Genomic DNA, 22,280 nt, shown 5'->3' on the forward strand with positions numbered 1-22,280 from the left:
GGGGCGTACATGCGGTATGTGTGCGGTATGCGCCCTGATGCCGTCGAACCGCCCGTATGGCTTCAGGATAGATTGCCTGGGCATGAGACCGCAGCCGTGGGCCGCCGGACCGGGCGCCGGGGGCCGGTCCGGGGGACGATGGAAGTGGCAGGTGGCACCATGCCCTGCCCCATCTGTATCGGGAGAATCACCATGGACTACCCGGAGAGCTACGAGCTGGTATTTCAGGCGTCGGCCGTGGAGGACGACACGGTGACGGTTCGGCGTACGGCGCAGTCGGGCGCGGGCGGGTACCCGATCTACGAGGACGAGACCGGAATCGTGCGTGCGGAGATCAGCGACCGCGGAGAGGTGCGCATGCTGGCCACCGGCGGACACCAGGTGCTCGGCACCCCACTGGTGGTGCGTGAAACGAGGGTCTGAACCGCCCGCGGGCCTGTTCCGGGGCCGGTCCGGCGGATCGTGGCCGGGCCGGCCACCGGGGCGTTCACGGCATCGTCGGGAACGGGACGGCCGGGCGCGGGGCCGTCAGCCCTCGGTCCAGCCGTGGTTCTTGGCGAACTGCAGCAACCCGCTCCGGATCTGCAGGATCTGAGCCCCCGTCAGCGTCGGTGCCGACTCCAGCAGGAGGTCGGTCACCTCCTTGGTGTACTCGGACGCGCTGAGCACATCGCACAGGGTGTCGTCGTCCGCCGATCCGGAACCATGGACCGCGACGGGCCTCGGAGGCGTCAGCGGCTTCCCGTCGGGCCCCTCGGCGAGCCGGACGGACGACGCCTTCAGCCCCCGGTCACCGTCCTCGATCTCGAACTCGACCGCCGTACCCGTGTGTACGTAGGACTCCGGGATCAACATGTCGTTCACGTGGAGGAAAACATCCTCACCGCCGTGATCGGGCGCGATGAAACCGTATCCCCGTGCGCCGTCGAACCGCACCACGCGACCAGAAACCACACCGACCCCCAAGAAATGACCGGGCCCCTTGCCCGTCGCCACACATGGCTCGACCGGAGAATAGCCCTGTGCGTCCGGGCGGCGCGACCCGATCCGGGGAATCGCCGGACCGGGTCACCTGACCCTGCGGGCCGGCGGCGCGGTACCGGACGCCAGGGGGGAGCGGGCCAGCTCGACGCAGCCCACGGCGATCAGGGCGAGTGCGATCAGCTCGGGCAGCACCCACCAGCCGGTGCGCAGATGCTCGCCGAACAATGTCACCCCGTACAGGACGCTGATCAGCGCGTCACCGAGGGTGAGCGGTGGCTGGACGGCGACCAGCGTGCCCGCCTGGAGCGCGTTCTGGAGGAGGAACAGCGCGCCCACTCCGGCCGCGGCGGTGGCGTACAGCTGCCAGGACGTCAGGAGCGCCACGGCTCCGCCGCCGTCCGCTTCGAGCTGTGCCATGGCGTCCTTCATGAGCGCGGCCGTGAGCGCGTATCCACATGCGGCGGCGAGGCCGAGCAGCGTGCCCCGGGGGTTGCCGCGGTTGCTCAGGGCCGCGCCGATCAGTGTGGCCTCGAAGACGCCGGTCAGGATCAGCGTCGGCACCCAGGCCGCTCCGTGCACGGACGCGCTGCCGCCGCCCGGGGCCGCGGAGGCCATGCCCAGGGCCAGGCCCACGGTCACGGCCGCCACCGCGTACCAGGTCGACCGGGGCAGCCGGACCCGCATGACGAATCCGGCCATGAGCAGCGCGCCCGGCAGTTCGATCACAAAGATCGGCTGGACCACGGCGATCGGCCCGGTGGCCAGCGCCACGGCCTGGCAGACGGCTGCGACGATCACCAGGCCGATACCGGCGAGCCACAAGCGCTGGCGCAGCAGATGAGCGATCAGCGACAGATGCATCGCCTCGGTGTCGGGGGCGGTGCGCGCGGCGCGGCGCTGGAGCACGGAGGCCGCGCCGTTGCTGAGCGCGGTCAGGATGGCGAACAGGACGCTGATCACCGACCCATGATGCGGGCGCAGGGCCCACGATCCCGGGTGCGGCGGCGTGGCGGCATGGCGAGGCGTACGGAGCGGGCGTACGGAGTGGAGCGAGTCAGCCGATGAGGACGGAACCTGTCCGCAAGCACGCGTAACGTGCCGTGCATGGCCCCGAAGAAGAGCACCGCCGTAAAGACGAAGCCCACTCCGAGGAAGAACCCCGTCGCACCGGTCGTACTCTCTGCGCGCGCACTGGGCCGCGCCACGCTGGAGCGGCAGTTGCTGCTGCGGCGGACCGCGATGTCCGCGAAGGACGCCGTCGAGCATCTGGTCGGTCTCCAGGCGCAGAACACCAAGCCGCCGTACTACCAGCTCTTCGCCCGCCTCGACGGCTTCGCCCCCGCCGAGCTCGCGGAACTGATGGAGTCCCGTGAGGTGGTCCGTATCGTCACCATGCGCTCCACCATCCACCTGCACACCGCCACCGACGCGCTCACCCTGCGCCCGCTCGTCCAGGCGGCCCGCGACCGGGAGCTGCGGATCTTCCGCAAGGGGCTCGTCGGGGTGGAGCCGGACCGACTCGGGGCGCTCGCGAGGGAGCTCGTCGAGGAGCGGCCGCGTACCCCCAAGGAGATCCGTGAGGCGCTGCTCGTGGAATGGCCCGACGCCGACCCGCAGTCGCTGGGCGTGGCCGCCCGCTGTCTGCTGCCGCTGGTCCAGGTCACCCCGCGCGGGGTATGGGGGAGGAGCGGTCAGGTCGCGCTGACCACCGCCGAACACTGGCTCGGCAGACCGTCGGAGCCGGTTCCCGCACCCGATGCCACCGTGCTGCGCTACCTCGGGGCCTTCGGGCCCGCCTCCGTGCAGGACATGCAGGCATGGGCCGGGCTGACCCGGCTGCGGGAGGTATTCGAACGGCTGCGGCCGCGGCTCATCACCTTCCAGGACGAGAACGGCACCGAGCTCTTCGACCTGCCCGACGCCCCGCGCCCCGACGAGGACACCCCCGCCCCGCCGCGATTCCTGCCCGAGTTCGACAACGTGCTGCTCGGCCACGCGGACCGTACGCGCGTCATCCCGCCGCAGTACCGGGGGCGCAACGGGAACGGCAACCAGGCGTACGGAACGGCGCTCGTCGACGGATTCCTCGCGGCGATCTGGCGGCTCGGCACCGGAGCCGAGAAGGCGGTCCTCACCGTGCAGCCGCTCGGCAGGCTGAGCCCGGCGGATCGCGACGCCGTCACGGATGAGGCCGTACGGATGCTCTCCACCATGACGACAGTGGCCGACGACGCGTTGGCGTACGACATCCGGTTCGCCACGTTCATCGACTTCGAGTGACGAGCGACTTCGCGTGACGGCCTCACCCGCTCTCTCTCGCGGGTGAGGCCGTCACGCGTCCGGCAGCGCCGGGATCACGGCAGCAACCCGGCGCGCCGCGCCGCCACCACCGCCTCCAGCCGGGTGTGTGCCCCCAGCTTGCGCATCGCCGAACGCAGATACGCCTTCACCGTCTCCGGCCGCAGCCCCAGCCGCTCTGCCGCCACTGCGTTCGTCGTCCCCGCCGCCACACAGGCCAGCACGTCCACCTCGCGCGGCGCCAGGTGGACCCCGCAGGGCTCCGGCGCGCGGGCCCCGGCCGCGGAGGCGAGCAGCCCGCACACCGCGAGCAGATCGTCGCGCAGCGCCGGGTCGACGACCTTCGGGACCAGGGCACGCAGTTCGCGATGGGCCTCGCGGACGTCCTCCCAGGCCTCCGGCGCCGCTCTCGGGTCCGTGACCTGTTCCCGGGTCACGGCCAGGAGCTGCTGCACCTCGTCCCGCACGACCAGGGCCTGCTCCACATCGCGGGCCGCGGCCATCGCCGCGTCGAACGTCCGGTCCCCGAGCGTGACGGGCTCACGCAGCGCCCCGTACAGCACGCCACGGACCTTGCGCCGTACGACGACGGGCACCGCGACCACCGAGCGCAGGCCCTCCGCCGCGACCGCCAGGTCGTACTCGTGGCTGATGTGGCGCGAGGAGCGGTAGTCGGTCACCGCGCACGGCCGGGACAGGGCGATCGACTTGCCGCCGAGCCCGCTGCCCGCCGAGATGACGAGCCCGCGCAGCGCGGTGGTCTGTGTGCCGTTCAGCTCGGCTATCCGGGCGTGACGGGAATCCGAGAGCAGCCCCCCGAAGGCCACGGGCAGCCCACTGGTCCGGCGCAGCCGCAGCAGCGCCGCCTGCATTTCCACCGCGTCGACGGATTCCGGCACGCTGCCGCCTCTCTGCCCGGTCCTGCCCGACCCCGCCAGGCTCCAGGCCCCCCCGCGCGCCGCACCACCCCCGTTCGGGGGTGGTGAGACCTGGGTCACTGTTTACATGATGTTAAACGACCGGTCCGGTCCGCAATGAGGAGGGCATATGTCGGCAACCAGCGCGACGGAGACGTTCCGGGCCGCCCGGGACTTTCTGCTGCAGCACCGCGAGGACTACCACGCGGCCTACGAGGGTTTCCGCTGGCCCCGGACCGACCATTTCAACTGGGCGCTCGACTGGTTCGACGCCATCGCGGAGAACAACGACCGCACCGCACTGCACATCGTGGAGGAGGACGGCGGCCGCACCGAGGTGTCCTTCGCCCGGATGTCCGCCCGTTCCAACCAGGCCGCGAACTGGCTGCGCTCGCAGGGGGTACGGGCCGGGGACCGCATCCTCGTCATGCTCGGCAACCAGGTCGAGCTGTGGGAGACGGCCCTCGCCGCGATGAAGCTGCGCGCCGTCGTCATCCCCGCCACTCCGCTCCTGGGCCCGGTCGATCTGCGCGACCGGGTGGAGCGCGGCCGGGTCCGGCACGCCCTGGTGCGGGATTCCGACACCGCCAAGTTCGACGAGGTGCCCGGCGACTACACCCGGATCTCGGTCGGCGCGGACGTGCCCGGCTGGCTGTCGTACACCGGCGCCGACGAGCAGTCCGACACCTTCGAGGCGGACCGGGAGACCGACGCCGACGAACCGCTGATGCTCTACTTCACCTCGGGGACGACCGCCAGCCCCAAGCTTGTCGAGCACACCCATGTCTCCTACCCCGTGGGCCACTTGTCGACGATGTACTGGATCGGTCTCAAGCCGGGGGACGTCCACCTCAACATCTCCTCGCCCGGCTGGGCCAAGCACGCCTGGTCGAACCTCTTCGCACCCTGGAGCGCCGAGGCGACCGTCTTCATCTTCAACTACACCCGCTTCGACGCGGGCCGGCTGATGGCCGAGATGGACCGCTCGGGCGTCACCAGCTTCTGCGCGCCGCCCACCGTCTGGCGGATGCTGATCCAGGCCGACCTCTCGCAGCTGAAGACCCCGCCGCGCGAGGTGGTCGCGGCCGGTGAGCCGCTGAACCCGGAGGTCATCGAGACGGTGCGGCGTACTTGGGGCGTCACCATCCGGGACGGCTTCGGCCAGACGGAGACCGCCGTCCAGGTCGCCAACACCCCGGGGCAGCTGCTGAAGGCCGGTTCGATGGGACGGCCCAGCCCCGGTTTCAAGGTCGAGCTCCTCGACCCGGTCACCGGTGAGCCCGGCGCGGTCGAGGGAGAGATCTCCCTCGATCTGTCGTACCGCCCGGTGGGCCTGATGACCGGCTACCACGGCGATCCGGACCGGACCGCCGCGGCCATGGCCGGCGGCTACTACCGCACCGGTGACATCGGTTCCCGCGACGAGGACGGCTACATCACCTACGTCGGCCGCGCCGACGACGTCTTCAAGGCATCCGACTACAAGATCTCGCCGTTCGAGCTGGAGAGCGCGCTGCTGGAGCACGAGGCGGTCGCCGAGGCGGCCGTCGTCCCGGCCCCCGACCCGGTACGGCTCGCCGTGCCGAAGGCGTACGTCGTGCTCGCGGAGGGCTGGGAGCCCGGACCGGACACGGCGAAGGTCCTGTTCGAGCACTCCCGGGCGGTCCTCGCCCCGTACAAGCGGGTCCGCCGGCTGGAGTTCGCCGACCTGCCCAAGACGGTCTCCGGCAAGATCCGCCGCATCGAGCTGCGCGAGCGCACGGCGCGGGGCACCGGCACCGAGTACAACGAGGGGGATCTGCGATGAGCGAGCTCTCCCACACGCAAGCGGCCGGAGTCGGGGCCGGCGGTGCCGGTGCCGGTGCTGTCGTCGGGGCGGGTGAGGACGCTCGGGCCCAGGAGCTGTCCTACGCGCACGGCACCGGTACCACGGCGCTGCTCGGCGACACCATCGGAGGCAATCTCGGCCGCGCGGTCGCGGCCTTCGGCGAACGCGAGGCGCTCGTCGACGTCGCGTCGGGACGACGCTGGACGTACGCCGAATTCGGCGCGTCGGTCGACGAGCTGGCCCGTGCGCTGATGGCGTCGGGGGTGGCCAAGGGCGACCGGGTCGGCATCTGGGCGGTCAACTGCCCCGAGTGGGTCCTCGTGCAGTACGCCACCGCCCGCATCGGCGCCATCATGGTCAACATCAACCCGGCCTACCGGGCGCACGAGCTGGAGTTCGTACTGAAGCAGGCCGGGATCTCGCTCCTGGTCGCCTCGCTCGCGCACCGCACCGGCGACTACCGCGGCCTGGTCGACCAGGTCCGCGGCGACTGTCCCGCACTGCGTGCCGTGCACTACATCGGCGACCCGTCCTGGGACGAGCTGCTGGCCGCCGCGCCATCCGTGACGGAGAAGCAACTCACCGACCGCGCGACCGAGTTGTCCTGCGACGACCCGATCAACATCCAGTACACCTCCGGCACCACCGGCTTTCCCAAGGGGGCCACCCTCTCCCACCACAACATCCTCAACAACGGCTATTTCGTGGGGGAGCTGGTCGCCTACACCGAACAGGACCGGATCTGTCTGCCCGTCCCCTTCTACCACTGCTTCGGCATGGTGATGGGTAACCTCGGCGCCACCTCGCACGGCGCCTGCATCGTGATCCCGACGCCCTCCTTCGAGCCCGCCGCGGTGCTGGCCGCCGTGCAACAGGAGCGCTGCACCTCGCTCTACGGCGTTCCCACCATGTTCATCTCCGAGCTGAACCTCCCCGACTTCGCCTCGTACGACCTCTCCTCGCTGCGCACCGGCATCATGGCCGGATCGCCCTGCCCGGTCGAGGTGATGAAGCGGGTCGTCGCCGAGATGCACATGGACGAGGTGTCCATCTGCTACGGCATGACGGAGACCTCGCCGGTGTCCACCCAGACCCGCCGCGACGACGACCTGGAGCGCCGCACCGGCACGGTCGGCCGCGTCATGCCGCACATCGAGGTCAAGGTCGTCGACCCGGTGACCGGCGTGACCCTGGAGCGCGGCGCGGCGGGCGAACTCCGCACCCGGGGCTACAGCGTGATGCTCGGTTACTGGGACCAGCCCGAGCGCACCGCGGAGGCGATAGACGCGGGCCGCTGGATGCACACCGGGGACCTCGCGGTGATGCGCGAGGACGGCTACGTACAGATCGTCGGCCGGATCAAGGATGTGATCATCCGCGGCGGCGAGAACGTCTATCCGCGGGAGGTCGAGGAGTTCCTCCACGGTCACCCGAAGATCGCTGACGTGCAGGTGGTGGGCGTACCGGACGAGATGTACGGCGAGGAGATCCTGGCCTGCGTCATCCCGAGGGACCCGGCGGACCCGCCGACCCTGGACGAGGTTTCGGGCTACTGCCGCGACCAGTTGGCGCACTACAAGATCCCGCGGCGGCTGCAGATCCTGGAAGCCTTCCCGATGACGGTCAGCGGGAAGGTCCGCAAGATCGAACTGCGGGAGCGCTACGGCCGGTAGGAGCGGATTGCCCCGGGCGTGGTCAGGCGGCCTCGATGATGTCGCCGGCCATGCCCCGGGTCGCGGCCGCCCATTCGATCAGCAGCACCTCGTAGGCGGCGGATTCCACGGACGACCAGTCCTGGCCGGCTCGCGCGTCGACCAACGCCCGTATCGCCTCGTTCGCCTCGGCGGCGGACGGGTGCGTCGGGCGGGTCGTGCGCGGCGGGTCGGTGGGCGGGATCTGCCGTGGAGTTAAAAGCATGGCCCTACCTTAAGGCCCGCCACTGACAACGGTCCGAACATTTGTGGCCCCTGGCTCGAACGTGACGGATTGCACTCACCGTTGCCGGCCGGTTCCACTGCGGTGCGGGTCGTGCCCGGCGCGCGGGACCTCGCGGCGCATGCAGACTCTCGGCCAGCGGTCCAGGCCGTGTTCCGCCTCTTCCGCCCTGATCTTCCGCAGCCCGTCGGTGAGTTCGGATTCCACGAGCGCACGGAAGCCGAGGCGGGTGTAGTACGGGGCGTTCCACGGGACGTGGGAGAAGGTCGTCAGCGTGAGCGCGTCCAGCCGGGCGTCGGCCGCCCACCCGGCGAGATGGTCGATGAGGGTGCTGCCCAGCCCGCGCCGCGCGACGGTCGGATGGACGGAGACCTGCTCGATGTGGGCCGCGCCGTCGACCGGGTCGGCGATCAGATAGCCGGCCGGGCGGTCGTCGCCGTCGACGGCGACCCAGGCGCGGCCGGCCCGGCGGTAGCCGTCCAGCAGGTCGAGGGGCGGCGGATCGTCGTCCGCGACGGCGATCATGCCGAGCGTGCGGAACGGTTCGCCGGCGGCGCGCTCGATGTCCTGCAGCAGCGGAAGATCGGAGCGGCGGGCGGTACGGATACGCATGCGGCCAGTATGGCGCCCGCGCAGGACGGCCGGTCTCAGGCGCCGGTGCCGATCAGTTCGTCCGCAGGGGCGTTGACCGGCTGCGGCGTTCCCATGAGGTCCGTCGTGAAGAGCGGGATGCCGAGCCCGTCCGCGCGCGCCTCGGCGTCCTCGGCGTAGCCCGCGAGTGAGAAGAGCACGCTCCTGGCGGACGCGGTCAGTGCGTGCAGCCAGAGGCACTCGACGTCGCGCAGCGCGGTCGGGCGGGTGGTGGCGTCGACCCGGGCGATCAGCCCGGTGGCCCGCAGGTCGATCCGCGCGGGGGAGCGTTCCGCGGGCTGTACGACGTCGTGGTAGCCGAGCCACGTCAAGTACAGGGCGGCGACGGTGACCGCGTCGCGCGCGGTACGGACCGGCCGCGGCCGGAACGCCGGCCGGGGCGGCGGCGCGGTGCGCGGCAGCGAGATGTGGGACGGCCGGGCGGGCCGGGTGACTTCGGTGGGGGCGCCGGTGGCGTCGTGCGCCGTCACCGGACGGACCGGTATGCGCAGCACCGTCCCGCACGGGCAGCACAGCTCCGGCTGCGGCCACTGGTCGAGACGCCCGCAGCCACGACAGCGCACCGTCACCCAGTCGTCGTTCCAGGTGCGGTGCGTGATCGGTACGACCGGGGCGCCGCGCAGCACGCTAGGGCTGGTCGGCGCCCCGCACGGACACGGATAGACCGGCGTGCTGTACGCGTGGTCGCGGCGGCAGGCCGGACAGCGTACCGGCACCGACTCCACCATGCTCTCCCTCCGGCCCCGGGCGTGCGCCCCGGTGACGGGCAGCCTCGGCGCGCCCCGACGCGCCGGAGCCGACTGACGCGGGCCGGCTCCGCTCCGTATCCCTCATGGTCCACCAGAAGCGAGGTCCCGGGGGGCGACTTGGCGTACTTCGCGGACCGGGCGCGCGCATCGGTCCGCCGGGTGCGGACTCTCTTGACGGCCGCCCGGCCGCGCTTTAGATTAACTTCCGCATAACAGAATCAATTTTCCGCAATACGGAATTCGAATCTAGGCGGAATCAATGCGGAATTGGTGCTCTCAGGTGGCGCGACAGAGCCCGAATCCACCAGGCCCGAGCAGGAGCACTCAATGCCTCGAATGACCGCTGCCCGAGCGGCAGTTGAGATCCTCAAGCGCGAAGGCGTCAGCAACGCGTTCGGTGTGCCGGGCGCGGCGATCAACCCCTTCTACGCGGCCCTCGAGGCCTCCGGCGGGGTTCGTCACACGCTCGCCCGCCATGTCGAGGGCGCCTCCCACATGGCGGAGGGGTACACCCGGGCGCGTCCGGGCAACATCGGCGTCTGCATCGGCACGTCGGGTCCGGCCGGCACCGACATGATCACCGGCCTCTACTCCGCGATCGCCGACTCGATCCCGATCCTCTGCATCACCGGCCAGGCGCCGACCGCCGTGCTCCACAAGGAGGACTTCCAGGCGGTCGACATCGCCTCGATCGCGGCGCCCGTCACCAAGGCCGCCACGACCGTCCTCGAAGCCGCCCAGGTCCCGGGCGTCTTCCAGCAGGCCTTCCACCTGATGAGAACCGGCCGCCCCGGCCCGGTCCTCATCGACCTGCCCATCGACGTCCAGCTCACCGAGATCGAGTTCGACCCCGATCTGTACGAGCCGCTGCCGGTGCACAAGCCCGCCGCGACCCGCAAGCAGATCGAGCGCGCCCTGGAGCTGCTGAACGCCTCCGAGCGCCCGCTGCTCGTCGCGGGCGGCGGCGTCATCAACGCCGACGCGTGCCAACTCCTTGTCGCATTCGCCGAGTTGACCGGCGTCCCGGTCGTCCCCACCCTGATGGGCTGGGGCGTCATCGCCGACGACCACGAGCTGAACGCGGGCATGGTTGGCCTGCAGACCTCGCACCGCTACGGCAACGCGAACTTCCTGGAGTCCGACTTCGTCCTCGGCATCGGCAACCGCTGGGCCAACCGCCACACCGGCAAGCTGGACGTCTACATCCGGGGCCGCACCTTCGTCCACGTGGACATCGAGCCCACCCAGCTCGGCAAGATCTTCGCCCCCGACCTCGGCATCGCCTCCGACGCCGAGGCGGCGCTGGAGCTGTTCGTCGAGGTGGCGCGCGAGCTGAAGGCCGCGGGGAAGCTCAAGGACCGCTCGGAGTGGGCCGCGTCCACCCAGGAGCGCCGGGCCGCGCTGCAGCGCCGTACGCACTTCGACAACGTGCCGCTGAAGCCGCAGCGGGTGTACGAGGAGATGAACCGGGCCTTCGGCCCCGAGACCCGGTACGTCACCACGATCGGCCTCTCCCAGATCGCCGGTGCGCAGATGCTGCACGTCCACCGGCCGCGCCACTGGATCAACTGCGGCCAGGCGGGCCCGCTCGGCTGGACCATCCCGGCCGCGCTGGGCGTCGCCACCGCCGACCCGGACGGCTCCGTCGTCGCCCTCTCCGGCGACTACGACTTCCAGTTCATGCTGGAGGAGCTGGCGGTCGGCGCGCAGCACCGTATCCCGTACGTCCACGTCCTGGTGAACAACTCCTACCTGGGGCTGATCCGCCAGGCGCAGCGCACCTTCGACATCGACTTCCAGGTCAACCTGGAGTTCGAGAACCTCAACTCGCCGGAGCTCGGCGTCTACGGCGTCGACCATGTCAAGGTCGTCGAGGGCCTGGGCTGCAAGGCGATCCGCGTCATCGAGCCGGACCAGCTGCTGCCGGCCTTCGAGGAGGCGAAGAAGCTGGCTGCGGAGTTCCGGGTCCCGGTGGTCGTCGAGGCCATTGTGGAGCGCGTGACGAACATCGCGATGAGCGGTACGGACATCGCGTCCGTCAACGAGTTCGAGGACATCGCGACCGACCCGTCCCACGCCCCGACCGCGATCCGCCGGTTGACGGCATCCTGACGGCCTGCCGGTCCGGCCGTGGCCTCCCGTCCCCGAGTCCCGGGGGCGGGGGGCCACGGTCAGGGGGCCGGCGCGTCCGGTGGCCGAGGACGGAACCCCGACGACGGGGCGGCCGGCACCCTGGGAGCGGCCCGGCACGCGAGGAAGGGCGCGGAGTACGGGACCGTATCCGTACTCCGCGCCCTGGCACGGGGAAAGAAAGGGGACAGGGGTCGCGGCGGCGGCGATCGGGCCGGAAGCCCTCGTCCCCTTCAGGTCAGGAGGCGAGCAGACCCACCTGCCCCCACCACCGCACTGGCATCGCACAACCGCCGCGACCTCGTCCTGCCCGCGCCGCATGACATCCCTCATCCGGATGTGCGACGCGAGCAGGGCTCGGTGTGAGGCTCGGTCCGCGCGCACGGGCGGACGGCCTCCCTCGCTGTGAGGCTCAGTCCTCGCGCAGGGTGCGGACGGCCTCCTCCACGCGCTTGCCGTAGTCGGCGTCGGCGGCGTGGAAGTGGGCGAGGTTCTTCTCGATCACGTCGTCGCGGGTCACCTGGGAGAGGCCCCCGGCGATGTTGGCGACCAGGCGGCCCTTCTCGTCCTCGGACATCAGCCGGTACAGCTCGCCCGCCTGGAAGAAGTCGTCGTCCCTGGTGTGGCGGGCGCCGCGTGGGTGCCGGTCCGGCCGTGGATCGCGAGCGGGGCGGAGAGCGCCGCGTCGGTCTGGGCGGGGCCTGCGTACGAGTTGGGCTCGTAGTTCTTGTCGTGGCGCGCGCCGTTGCGCGTGGCGTGCAGCCCGTCACGGCCGTAATTGTCGACGACCGCGGTGCGCGGCGCGTTCACCGGGAGCTGGGTGTGGTTGACACCCAGCCGGTAGCGGTGCGCGTCCGCGTAGGCGAAGAGCCGGCCCTGGAGCATCTTGTCCGGGGACGGGCCGATGCCGGGCACGAAGTTGTTCGGGGAGAACGCGGCCTGCTCGACCTCGGCGAAGACGTTGTCCGGGTTGCGGTCCAGGACCAGCCGGCCCACCCGCTGCAGCGGGTAGTCCGCGTGCGGCCACACCTTGGTCAGGTCGAACGGGTTGAAGCGGTAGTCCGCGGCCTCGGCGGCCGGCATGACCTGTACGTGCAGCGTCCAGGACGGGTTCACACCGCGCTCGATGGCCTGGAGCAGGTCCGTCTGGTGCGAGCTGCCGTCCTTGCCCGCGAGTTCGGCGGCCTGCTCGCTGGAGAGGGAGCGCACGCCCTGGTTCGTCTTGAAGTGGTATTTGACGAAGAAGGCCTCGCCCTCGGCGTTCGTCCACTGGTACGTGTGCGAGCCGTAGCCGTTCATGTGACGGTACGAGGCGGGGATGCCGCGGTCGCCCATCAGCCAGGTGACTTGGTGGGTCGCCTCGGGCGCGTGGGCCCAGAAGTCCCAGACGTTGTCCGGCTCCTGACGGCCCGTGAACGGGTCGCGCTTCTGCGAGTGGATGAAGTCGGGGAACTTGATCGGGTCCTTGATGAAGAACACCGGGGTGTTGTTGCCGACGAGGTCGTAATTGCCCTCGTCCGTATAGAACTTGAGGGCGAAGCCGCGCGGGTCGCGCACGGCGTCCGCGCCGCCCAGGGAGTCGGCGACGGTCGAGAAGCGGATGAACGTCCCGGTGCGCTTGCCGACCTCGGAGAGGAAGTCCGCGCGGGTGAACGCCGTGATGTCATCGGTCACTTCGAAGTAGCCGTACGCGCCGGAGCCGCGGGCGTGGACCACGCGCTCCGGTATGCGCTCCCGGTTGAAGCGGGCCAGCTTCTCCAGCAGGTGCTGGTCCTGGAGGAGGATCGGGCCACCGACGCCGGCGGTGGCGGAATTCTGGTTGTCGGCGACCGGGGCGCCTGACTCGGTCGTAAGCACACGCTGCGTCATGGTGTCGGGGCGACCTTCCGTACGGGAGCTGCTGAGCTGCTGAACTGTGACGGCTCGGGGCTCCAGGAGCGTAAGTACGCCCCGAACCAGGCGTCAACAGTTTGTTGAAATTAGGAGTCTGGTATTCCGGATGGCGCCGACGCCTGGGCGCGACAGGACAGGTGTCAGTGCCGACACCATCCGGAAGTCTCTGGTTGCCGGGCCCGGCGGGGCCCCGCGGGTCAGGCATGGACCGGCTGACCCGACAGCCGCTCGACCGAGCGCAGCAGTGCCGAGTGGTCCAGGCCGCCGTCGCCCTGGGCGCGCAGCGAGGCGACGAGCTGGGCGACCACGGCGCCGACGGGCAGCGCGGCACCGACATTGCGGGCGGCGTCCGCGACGATACCCATGTCCTTGTGGTGCAGGTCGATCCGGAAGCCCGGCGCGAAGTCCCGCTTCAGGAAGTTGTCCTTCTTACGGGTCAGGACCGTCGAGCCGGCCAGTCCGCCGCCCAGGACGTCCAGTGCGGCGGCGAGGTCGACGCCGGACTTCTCCAGGAAGACGACCGCCTCGGCGCACGCCTGGATGTTGACCGCGACGATCAGCTGGTTCGCGGCCTTCACCGTCTGACCGGAGCCGTGTGGACCGCACAGCACGATGGTCCTGCCGAGGGCCTGGAGGATCGGCTGCGCGGCGTCGAAGTCGGCCTGCTCGCCGCCGACCATGATGGACAGCACCGCCTCGACCGCACCGGCCTCGCCACCGGACACCGGGGCGTCCAATACCCGGATGCCCTTCTCCACGGCGTTCTTCGCGAGGTCCACGGAGGTCTGCGGGGTGATCGACGACATGTCGATCAGCAGCGCGCCGCGCTTCGCGTTCTCCAGGATGCCGTCGGGGCCGTACGCGATGGCCTCGACCTGCGGGGAGGCGGGCACCATCATGATGACGACATCGGCGTCCCGGACCGCCTCGGCGATCGAGCCCGCGCCCGTGCCTCCGGCCGCGACCAGCCGGTCGATCTTGTCCTGCTCCAGGGTGTGACCGGTGACGTCGTACCCGGCCTCGATCAGGTTCTCGGACATGGGGGAGCCCATGATGCCGAGACCGATCCACGCAACCTTGGGGAGGTTGTTGCTCATGAGGGTGCCTTCCGGTAAGCGTGTGTGCGAGGGGGAGTTGTCCGCCCTCAGCGGGCGGACCGCGCGGTGGCCGGGAGCCACTCGAAGGCCTCGGCGCTCGGGCGGCCGCCCGGCTTGTACTCCAGGCCGACCCAGCCGTCGTAACCGGCCTTCGTCAGCTCGTCGAGGAGCTGCTCCAGGGGGAGCGAGCCGGTGCCGGGTGCGCCGCGCCCCGGGTTGTCGGCGATCTGGACGTGGCCGGTCTTCGCGGCGTACGCCGTGATGGCCTGACCGAGGTCCTCGCCGTTCATCGACAGGTGGTACAGGTCCAGCAGGAACTTCGCGTTCCCGAGCCCTGTCGCCGCGTTGACCTTGTCGACGACCTCGATGCCGGACGGTGCGCTCACCAGGGGGTAGCGCGGCGATTCCGGCTGGTTGAGGGTCTCGATCAGCAGGACCGCTCCGACCCGGTCGGCCGCACGGGCGGCGACGGCCAGGTTTTCCAGGGCGAGTTCGTCCTGCACGGCCGGGTCCACGCCGTCGACGCGATTGCCGTAGAGCGCGTTGAGCGCCTTGCAGCCGACCGAAGCGGCGAAGTCGGCCGCCACCTCGACATTGGCGCGGAAGCGGTCCGACTCCGCGCCGGGCACGGAGAGCGCGCCGCGGTCCGGGCCGGGCAGCTGTCCGGCGTAGAAGTTCAGCCCCACCAACTGCGTGCCTGCTTCGTCGAGCGCCTTCTTGAGGGCGTCGAGCTCGGCCCGCGGCGGAGTGGGGGTCCCGGTCCAGGGCCACCACAGCTCGACCGCCGTGAAGCCGGCCGCGGCGGCGGCCGCGGGACGCTCCAGGAGCGGGAGTTCCGTGAAGAGGATCGAAAGGTTCACATCGAAGCGCTGGTCCGGGTAGCCCATGAGGGTTCGGCGCTCCTTCCGTATTGCGGAAGTTAGTTTCTACGTAACGGAAGATTGCCCGGGGCTGGGAGGGCTGTCAAGGGGGTGCCGGGAATTCGTGCCGGGCGCCTTCGTGCCGGTTGCGCGGGGGGAAGCCGGGAATGCGCCGGTTGCCGAAGGGGCCCGGGCCGGGACAGGGTGGCTGGTGCACCCGGCGCAGCCGTCCCGAAGCTGCCGCCCGGCCCCGCATCCGAAGCCCGTACGCGACGCCCAAGGCCGCCCGCCGGCACTCGCCGCCCGTACGCCCCCGCACTCGACCCCACACGAGGTGCCTCGCATGACCCACGCCACCAGCCGGCGCACCGTTCTCGGAGCCCTGTTCGCCGGTGTCGCCCTGTCCGTGGCCCCCGCGCCGCCCGGCTCGCTCCGGTCCCCGGAGGCCGCGCCGGACCCCGCGCCCACGGTGGGTTCGCGCCCGCGCGCCACCGGGCAGCTGCTGATCGGCACGTACACCTCGGCCGAGGGTGGCGGCAAGGGCATCGGCATGGCCTCGTACGCCGCCACCGGGGCGATCTCCGCCGGCCCCGTGATCACCGGCGTCGACAACCCCTCGTACCTGGCCATGCATCCCTCGGGCGCCACCGTCTACGCGGTCGACGAGCAGGAGCGGGGCGGGGTGACGGCCGTCGCGCTCCCACCGGACGGAGCCCCCCGGGTGCTCGGAACCCGCGGCACGGGCGGGGCGGGACCCACCCACCTCTCCGTCCATCCCACGGGAAGGTGGCTGCTCACCGCGAACTACACCTCCGGAAGCGTCGCGGTGCATCCCATCCGGGGCGACGGCTCGCTGGGGGAGCGCACGGACCTGGTCACGCACACCGCGCCGCCGCCCGGCCCCGGCCAGGACGGGCCGCACGCCCACCAGGTCATCACCACCCCGGACGGCGGACACGTCCTCGCCGTGGACCTCGGCAACGACGCCGTGTACACGTACCGGCTCGACGAGGAACGCGGCACCCTCGCACAGGTCTCCTACGCGGCCCTGCGACCCGGAGCCGGACCGCGGCACATCACATTTCACCCGGGTGGCCGCTTCGCCTACCTGGCCTGCGAGGTCGACAACACCGCCGTCGTCTGCGGCTACGACCCGGCCACCGGCACCCTCTCCCCGGGCGCCCCGCAGTCCACCGGGACCGGCGCCGGCACCAACTACCCCGCGCAGTTCCTGGTCACCGGCGACGGGCGCTTCGCCTACCTGGCCAACCGGGGGCACAACAGCCTGACGCGCTACGCCGTCGAGGACGACGGGGCCGCGCTGCGGCTGCTCGACACCGTGCCGGTCGGCGGCGACTTCCCCCGCCAGATCGCCTTCTCGCCGGACGGGAAGCTGCTCTTCGCCGCCAACCAGAAGTCGAGCACGGTGACGGTCTTCCGGGTCGATGCGAAGAGCGGCGGACTCACCCGTACCGGCGACGCCTTCCCCGCCCCGGTGGCCGTCTGCGTGCTCCCGTACCTGGCGCCGGGGCCGTCCCGGTATTGAGGGCGAGCCGCCGCCCGACGGCCCCGGCGCCTGTCCGTTAGGGTCGGGCCCTGGGCCGCGGGCGCACAGGGACGCGGCGAACGCACCAGGGAGGCACAGTGCGCTTGAGGGTGGAGTTCACCACCGAACCCTTCGATCTCGACGAGGCGCCCGCCCACGCGGTCGTCGCCCGCGAGGTCATCCAGAACGCCGATCTGGACGCCGTGGACGTCGGCCCCTTCGGCAACACCGCGGAGGGCGGCGCGGACGAGGTGCTCACCGCGGTGGACTCCTTGCTGCGCCGCGCCCTGGCATCCGGTGCCACGCGCGTATCGCTCCAGGTCAACGTGATCGGGGAGGGCTCGAAGTGACCGAACCGGTGGATCACCCCCTCGTCACCGCGGTCAAGCCGCTCGTCGACGCCATGGGCGCCGAGCTGCTCGGACCCGAGCAGGCGCAACCCGACGACGTCGTGCTGGCCTGGGAGGGCGAAGACGTCATAGCGGTCCGGCTGCCCCAGCTCTCGGACTCGCTCGACCACATCCTGGCCGCCATGGAGCGCCGGTACGGCATGCCGCTCGCGGAGCTGGACCGCAGGACCAAGCAGTCGGTCGTACGGGCCCTGGAGGCACGTGGCGCCTTTTCCGTACGGCACGGCGTGGAGACGGTGGCGGGCGCGCTGGGGGTCAGCCGCTTCACCGTTTACAACTACATCAATGCCCAGGAGGAGAAGCGGGCCCGGGGGCGGGGGTAGCGGGCGTAGTTCTCCGTCTGCAACTACCTCAACAGGGAAAATGCCGCCAAAGGTCAGTAGTTGAGCCCGTAGGTGAGCGAAGGCCGTGGAAGGCCGCGCCAGGCCGTCGTCCGGAGCGCCGGGCGTCGGCCTTTTGCATGCGCGTAATTTCAACAAAGTGTTGACGTGGTGTTGTGGAGGGCGTTAGCTATCCGCAGCCCGACCGACGCGACGCCGAGCGACGCACAGCGAAATCAGCCACGGAGGTTCCCGTGACTTCGAACTCCACGCCGGGCCTGGCCCGGTTCAACACCCTGACGGACGACGAGGCCACCACCGCGTTGCACGACGTGTGCGCCAGTGCGGCCTGGGGAAGAGCGATCCTCTCCCGACGCCCGTACACCACCGCAAAAGCCCTTCTCTCCGCCAGTGATGCCGCCACGGCAGCGCTGACCACGGAGGATCTGGCCGACGCGATGGCCGGTCACCCGCCGATCGGCCGCCCGAAGCCCGGAGACCCGACCTCCTCCCGCGAACAGCGGGGCATGGCCGGCGCCTCCGGGGAACTCAAGGCCGAGATGCTCGAACTGAACCTGGCCTACCAGGAACGGTTCGGACACGTCTTCCTGATCTGCGCCACCGGAGCCACCGGTGAGCAGATGCGCGACGCGGTGAAGTCCCGGATCGGGAACTCGCCCGAGCAGGAGCGCGGGATCGTGCGCACCGAACTGGGCAAGATCAATCGCATCCGGCTGACCCGTCTCGTAACCGAAGGAGAGTGACGGTCTTGAGCACCGACACCACCGCATCGGTGTCCACGCACATCCTGGACACCAGCATCGGCCGCCCCGCCGCGGCCGTCGCCGTCACGCTCGCCGCCCGCAGTGGCAGCGACGCGCCGTGGGTGACGCTCGGCGGCTCCGCGACCGACGCGGACGGGCGATGCAAGGACCTGCCGGCGTTGCCGGAGGGCACCACCCATGTACGTCTCGACTTCGAGACCGAGGCGTACTTCTTCAACAAGCAAGCCGAGGCGCAGCAGGACGCCCCCCGCGTAAGGGACAGCGGTGCGTTCTTCCCGGAAGTGGCGATCACCTTCGCCGTCGTACCGGGCGAGCACTATCACGTACCGCTGCTGCTCAACCCGTTCGGCTACTCCGTTTACCGAGGGAGCTAGCAGACATGACAGTCAATTCCCACCATCCCCGCCCTGTGGTCCTCGGCCAGAACCAGTACGGCAAAGCAGAGAACCGCGTTGTCAGGATCACGCGGGACGGCGACACCCATCACATCAAGGACCTGAACGTCTCGGTCGCCCTCTCCGGCGACATGGAGGACGTGCACTACTCCGGCTCCAACGCGAACGTCCTGCCCACGGACACCACCAAGAACACGGTGTTCGCCTTCGCCAAGGAGCACGGCATCGAGTCCGCCGAGCAGTTCGGCATCCACCTCGCGCGCCACTTCGTGACGTCGCAGGAGCCGATCAAGGTCGCGCGCATCCGGATCCAGGAGTACTCCTGGGAACGCATCGCGACCTCGGACAACAACTCCCGGTTCATCGGATCGGACGAGGTCAACCACTCCTTCGCCCGCAAGGGCCAGGAGCTGCGCACTGCGCAGATCACCTTCGACGGTGAGAAGTGGCAGGTCATCTCCGGCCTCAAGGACCTCACGGTCATGAACTCCACCAGCTCGGAGTTCTGGGGCTACGTCAAGGACAAGTACACGACACTCAAGGAAACGTACGACCGCATCCTGTGCACCGACGTCTCCACCGCCTGGCGCTACAACTGGACCAGCGACGCCGACCGGATGCCCAACTGGGAGAAGTCGTACGCGCAGGCCAAGAAGCACATTCTGCAGGCCTTCGCCGAAACGTACTCCCTCTCGCTGCAGCAGACCCTGTACCAGATGGGTTCGCGGGTCATCAACAGCCGGAGCGAGATCGACGAGATCCGCTTCTCGCTCCCGAACAACCACCACTTCCTGGTGGACCTCGAACCGTTCGGGCTCAAGAACGATACCGAAGACGGCGCTGTCTACTTCGCGGCGGACCGCCCGTACGGCCTGATCGAAGCTACCGTGCTGCGGGACGGGACGGAGCCGCAGATCCCGGTCGACATGACCAACCTCTGACGTGGCGCCGAGCCGGTCCCCGTCCGCACACAGCAGCGCGGGGACCGGGCCGGACCGGAGGCTGGGCTCCGGCATCGGCGCCGGAGCGCCTGTCGCGGTCCTGCTCCACCTGTTCTTCCACCCTTTCGGCACCCACGGCCGCCCGGCCGCGGCACTCAAATCGTCCTGGGGCCCTGCCGTGCCCACACCGCTGGAAAGAGAAGGAAGCACCATGGCAGCACCGGCAGCTCCTGAGCACGTGGAACGCATCGTCATCGAGAACTGTTCGATCGCGACCGTCGACGCCGACGACACCGAGTACGCGTCGGGCCATGTCGTCGTCGCGGGCAACCGCATCGAGTCCGTCGGCGCCGGCCGGGCACGCGAAGGCCTGGAGAACGTCGTGCGCCGCATCGACGGCACCGGACATCTGGTCACCCCGGGCCTGATCAACACGCATCACCACTTCTACCAGTGGATCACTCGCGGCCTCGCCACCGACCACAACCTGTTCGACTGGCTGGTCGCGCTGTATCCGACCTGGGCGCGCATCGACGAGCCGATGGTCCGCGCCGCCGCGCAGGGCTCGCTCGCCATGATGGCCCGCGGCGGTGTCACCACCGCCATGGACCACCACTACGTCTACCCGCAGGGCTCCGGGGATCTTTCCGGAGCCATCATCGGGGCCGCCCGTGACATGGGCGTACGGTTCACCCTCGCCCGGGGTTCCATGGACCGCAGCGTGAAGGACGGCGGACTGCCGCCGGACTTCGCCGTCGAGACGCTCGACGGTGCGCTCGCCGGCACCGAGGCGACCATCGACGCGCACCACGACGACTCCTTCGACTCGATGACCCAGGTCGCCGCCGCACCTTGCTCCCCGTTCTCCATCTCCACGGAACTGCTGCGACAGGGAGCCGAGTTGGCCCGCCGCAAGGGAGTGCGCATGCACACCCACGGTTCGGAGACGGTGGAGGAGGAGCGGTTCTGCCACGAGCTGTTCGGGATGGGCCCGACCGACTACTTCGAGTCGACCGGCTGGCTCGGCGACGACGTGTGGATGGCGCACTGCGTCCATATGAACGACTCCGACATCGCCGCCTTCGCCCGCACCGGAACGGGCGTCGCGCACTGCCCCTCGTCCAACGCCCGCCTCGCCGCCGGCATCGCCCGGGTGCCCGACATGCTCGCCGCGGGCGTTCCCGTCGGCCTCGGCGTCGACGGCACCGCGTCCAACGAGGCCGGCGAACTCCACACCGAGCTGCGCAACGCGGTCCTCATCAACCGCCTCGGCGCCCACCGCGAAAGGGCCCTGAATGCCCGTCAGGCCCTGCGCCTGGGAACGTACGGTGGCGCCCAGGTCCTCGGCCGCGCCGGCCAGATCGGCTCCCTGGAACCCGGCAAGCTCGCCGACCTGGTGCTCTGGAAGCTGGACACCCTCGCCCATGCCTCCATCGCCGACCCGGTGACCGCGCTCGTCTTCGGCGCCGCGGCCCCCGTCACCCTCTCCCTCGTCAACGGCAAGCCGGTCGTCGAGGGCAACCACCTGATCACCGCGGACGAGGACGCCATCGCCCGCGCCACCCGCGACGAGGCCCGCCGCCTCGCACGGATCGCCGCCGGAGCCTGACACTCCGGGGCACCCCCGATACCGGTCGGCCGAGGGGGACGGCCCTCGGCCGACCGCCGAGGACCGAACGAGGTCCGCGGCAACCGGTGCGGGGGCGCGTACGTCCGCGTACGTGCCCCCGCACCGGCGACCCGAGCTGCCGCACCAGCTGCACGTCCTGCCCCCTGCCTGCGCCAAGGCCCCACGTGCACCGCCTCCCTGACACCCACGTCGCCGCAGACGTGTACCCGACCGGAGGAACCGCCGGGGCAGCTACGCCCGCCCGGCCTCGCCCTCTCCTGCGAACAGCAGCTCCTGCGCCACTGCCGCTGCCGTGCGCGTCTGCTCCGGCCAGCCGATCCCCAGCATGGTCGCCGAGCCGTAGGCGAGAGACACAATGGTGAAGCCCAGCTCGGCGGCGGCCTGCGCATCGAGGTCCGGCCGTTCCGACAGCGTCGCCGACGCGATGGTGTCGGCGACGCTGCGGTACATCACCAGCAGGGACGACTCATTGGCGGGCTTCAGCGCCTCGTAGGCGATGAGCTGGTCGAGCACGATGTCATCGCGGTCGCGCTGCTGCCAACGGGCCCCGAACAGGACGTCGATGACGACGCGGCGCCGCTGCCCGACCGGAGCCGCGGCGATGGCGTCGATGAGTTCGGTGGCGTACCGCGTCGACAGCACGCTGATCAGAGCCCGCAGTTGCTCGTCCTTGTTGCCCAGGTAATGCCGCACGAGCCCGCGGGTCCAGCCTGCGCGCGCGGCGATCTTGTCGACGGTGACGCCCTGCACCCCGTACTCGGCGACGCAGTCGGCCAGGGCGTCGAGCATCTCGGCACTGCGCTGACTGGCGAGGCTCGGGCGCATGAAAAACCTCCTGGTGCGGATCCGTACCAAGTTTGTCATACTGCCAACCCCCAGTTGTTTGTCAGAAAGACAAACAACTGTGGCGT

At 70.4% G+C, this 22,280-nt stretch carries 21 protein-coding genes and 1 pseudogene; 12 read left to right on the forward strand and 10 right to left on the reverse strand.

The window, feature by feature from the left end:
• The first annotated feature begins 192 nt into the window (after nt 1–192).
• A complete protein-coding gene (locus tag OG306_RS31810; RefSeq protein ID WP_266749599.1) occupies nt 193–423 on the forward strand; it encodes a DUF6296 family protein in 231 nt (76 codons plus the stop codon).
• 105 nt (nt 424–528) lie between these two features.
• On the opposite strand, the gene OG306_RS31815 is transcribed toward OG306_RS31810, so the two are convergent.
• On the reverse strand, nt 529–954 hold the full coding sequence (locus tag OG306_RS31815) for a cold-shock protein (RefSeq protein ID WP_266749600.1): 426 nt from the start codon (nt 952–954) through the stop codon (nt 529–531).
• Nucleotides 955–1,068: 114 nt separating this feature from the next.
• The gene (locus OG306_RS31820) at nt 1,069–1,944 is read right to left on the reverse strand and encodes a DMT family transporter (protein WP_266749602.1); all 876 of its coding nucleotides are present in this window, start codon (nt 1,942–1,944) and stop codon (nt 1,069–1,071) included.
• Between the two features lie 144 nt (nt 1,945–2,088).
• Here OG306_RS31820 and OG306_RS31825 point away from each other — a divergent pair, with 144 nt between their 5' ends.
• Complete coding sequence (locus tag OG306_RS31825; RefSeq protein WP_266749604.1) at nt 2,089–3,264, forward strand: winged helix DNA-binding domain-containing protein; 1,176 nt, start codon at nt 2,089–2,091, stop codon at nt 3,262–3,264.
• Between the two features lie 74 nt (nt 3,265–3,338).
• Here the strand turns inward: OG306_RS31825 and OG306_RS31830 are convergent, their stop codons facing one another.
• Nucleotides 3,339–4,181: a response regulator transcription factor gene (locus OG306_RS31830; RefSeq protein WP_266749605.1), complete on the reverse strand. Its 843-nt coding sequence runs from the start codon at nt 4,179–4,181 to the stop codon at nt 3,339–3,341.
• 148 nt (nt 4,182–4,329) lie between these two features.
• Between OG306_RS31830 and OG306_RS31835 the strand changes: the two genes are divergently transcribed.
• On the forward strand, nt 4,330–6,006 hold the full coding sequence (locus OG306_RS31835; RefSeq protein ID WP_266749607.1) for an AMP-binding protein: 1,677 nt from the start codon (nt 4,330–4,332) through the stop codon (nt 6,004–6,006).
• A complete protein-coding gene (locus OG306_RS31840) occupies nt 6,003–7,700 on the forward strand; it encodes an AMP-binding protein (RefSeq protein WP_266749608.1) in 1,698 nt (565 codons plus the stop codon). Before OG306_RS31835 ends, OG306_RS31840 begins: the two co-directional genes overlap by 4 nt.
• A 22-nt stretch (nt 7,701–7,722) precedes the next feature.
• On the opposite strand, the gene OG306_RS31845 is transcribed toward OG306_RS31840, so the two are convergent.
• The 3 genes from OG306_RS31845 to OG306_RS31855 form a co-directional block, all read right to left on the reverse strand.
• A complete protein-coding gene (locus tag OG306_RS31845; protein ID WP_266749610.1) occupies nt 7,723–7,944 on the reverse strand; it encodes a hypothetical protein in 222 nt (73 codons plus the stop codon).
• Nucleotides 7,945–8,019: 75 nt separating this feature from the next.
• Nucleotides 8,020–8,574: a GNAT family N-acetyltransferase gene (locus tag OG306_RS31850; RefSeq protein WP_266749611.1), complete on the reverse strand. Its 555-nt coding sequence runs from the start codon at nt 8,572–8,574 to the stop codon at nt 8,020–8,022.
• 35 nt (nt 8,575–8,609) lie between these two features.
• A complete protein-coding gene (locus tag OG306_RS31855) occupies nt 8,610–9,338 on the reverse strand; it encodes a hypothetical protein (RefSeq protein ID WP_266752552.1) in 729 nt (242 codons plus the stop codon).
• Between the two features lie 360 nt (nt 9,339–9,698).
• Here OG306_RS31855 and gcl point away from each other — a divergent pair, with 360 nt between their 5' ends.
• Complete coding sequence (gene gcl / locus OG306_RS31860) at nt 9,699–11,474, forward strand: glyoxylate carboligase (protein WP_266749612.1); 1,776 nt, start codon at nt 9,699–9,701, stop codon at nt 11,472–11,474.
• Nucleotides 11,475–11,904: 430 nt separating this feature from the next.
• On the opposite strand, the pseudogene OG306_RS31865 reads toward gcl, so the two are convergent.
• The 3 genes and pseudogenes from OG306_RS31865 to OG306_RS31875 form a co-directional block, all read right to left on the reverse strand.
• A pseudogene (locus OG306_RS31865) lies at nt 11,905–13,361 on the reverse strand (catalase).
• Between the two features lie 221 nt (nt 13,362–13,582).
• The gene (locus OG306_RS31870) at nt 13,583–14,482 is read right to left on the reverse strand and encodes a 2-hydroxy-3-oxopropionate reductase (RefSeq protein ID WP_266749615.1); all 900 of its coding nucleotides are present in this window, start codon (nt 14,480–14,482) and stop codon (nt 13,583–13,585) included.
• Nucleotides 14,483–14,529: 47 nt separating this feature from the next.
• Nucleotides 14,530–15,369, reverse strand: coding sequence for a TIM barrel protein (locus OG306_RS31875; RefSeq protein ID WP_266749616.1), 840 nt, complete (start codon nt 15,367–15,369; stop codon nt 14,530–14,532).
• 316 nt (nt 15,370–15,685) lie between these two features.
• On the opposite strand from OG306_RS31875, the gene OG306_RS31880 reads away from it, so the two are divergent.
• The 7 genes from OG306_RS31880 (at nt 15,686) to OG306_RS31910 (ending at nt 21,348) form a co-directional block, all read left to right on the forward strand.
• On the forward strand, nt 15,686–16,888 hold the full coding sequence (locus OG306_RS31880; RefSeq protein WP_266749617.1) for a lactonase family protein: 1,203 nt from the start codon (nt 15,686–15,688) through the stop codon (nt 16,886–16,888).
• Nucleotides 16,889–16,986: 98 nt separating this feature from the next.
• Nucleotides 16,987–17,238 carry a hypothetical protein gene (locus OG306_RS31885; protein ID WP_266749618.1) on the forward strand — a complete coding sequence of 84 codons (252 nt, stop codon included), beginning with the start codon at nt 16,987–16,989 and terminating at the stop codon, nt 17,236–17,238.
• Nucleotides 17,235–17,621, forward strand: coding sequence for a helix-turn-helix domain-containing protein (locus tag OG306_RS31890; RefSeq protein ID WP_371665933.1), 387 nt, complete (start codon nt 17,235–17,237; stop codon nt 17,619–17,621). Before OG306_RS31885 ends, OG306_RS31890 begins: the two co-directional genes overlap by 4 nt.
• Before the next feature lie 251 nt (nt 17,622–17,872).
• Nucleotides 17,873–18,382, forward strand: coding sequence for a 2-oxo-4-hydroxy-4-carboxy-5-ureidoimidazoline decarboxylase (gene uraD, locus OG306_RS31895; RefSeq protein ID WP_266749619.1), 510 nt, complete (start codon nt 17,873–17,875; stop codon nt 18,380–18,382).
• Nucleotides 18,383–18,387: 5 nt separating this feature from the next.
• Nucleotides 18,388–18,777 carry a hydroxyisourate hydrolase gene (uraH, locus tag OG306_RS31900; RefSeq protein ID WP_266749620.1) on the forward strand — a complete coding sequence of 130 codons (390 nt, stop codon included), beginning with the start codon at nt 18,388–18,390 and terminating at the stop codon, nt 18,775–18,777.
• Nucleotides 18,778–18,782: 5 nt separating this feature from the next.
• On the forward strand, nt 18,783–19,739 hold the full coding sequence (pucL, locus tag OG306_RS31905) for a factor-independent urate hydroxylase (protein WP_266749621.1): 957 nt from the start codon (nt 18,783–18,785) through the stop codon (nt 19,737–19,739).
• A gap of 211 nt (nt 19,740–19,950) precedes the next feature.
• Nucleotides 19,951–21,348 (forward strand): 8-oxoguanine deaminase, encoded by a 1,398-nt coding sequence (locus tag OG306_RS31910; protein ID WP_266749622.1) that lies wholly within the window; start codon nt 19,951–19,953, stop codon nt 21,346–21,348.
• Nucleotides 21,349–21,600: 252 nt separating this feature from the next.
• Here OG306_RS31910 and OG306_RS31915 read toward each other — a convergent pair whose 3' ends face one another.
• Nucleotides 21,601–22,194: a TetR/AcrR family transcriptional regulator gene (locus tag OG306_RS31915; protein WP_266749623.1), complete on the reverse strand. Its 594-nt coding sequence runs from the start codon at nt 22,192–22,194 to the stop codon at nt 21,601–21,603.
• Nucleotides 22,195–22,280: the final 86 nt, after the last annotated feature.

Origin of the sequence: Streptomyces sp. NBC_01241, from assembly GCF_041435435.1 — a bacterium.
GTDB lineage: Bacteria > Actinomycetota > Actinomycetes > Streptomycetales > Streptomycetaceae > Streptomyces.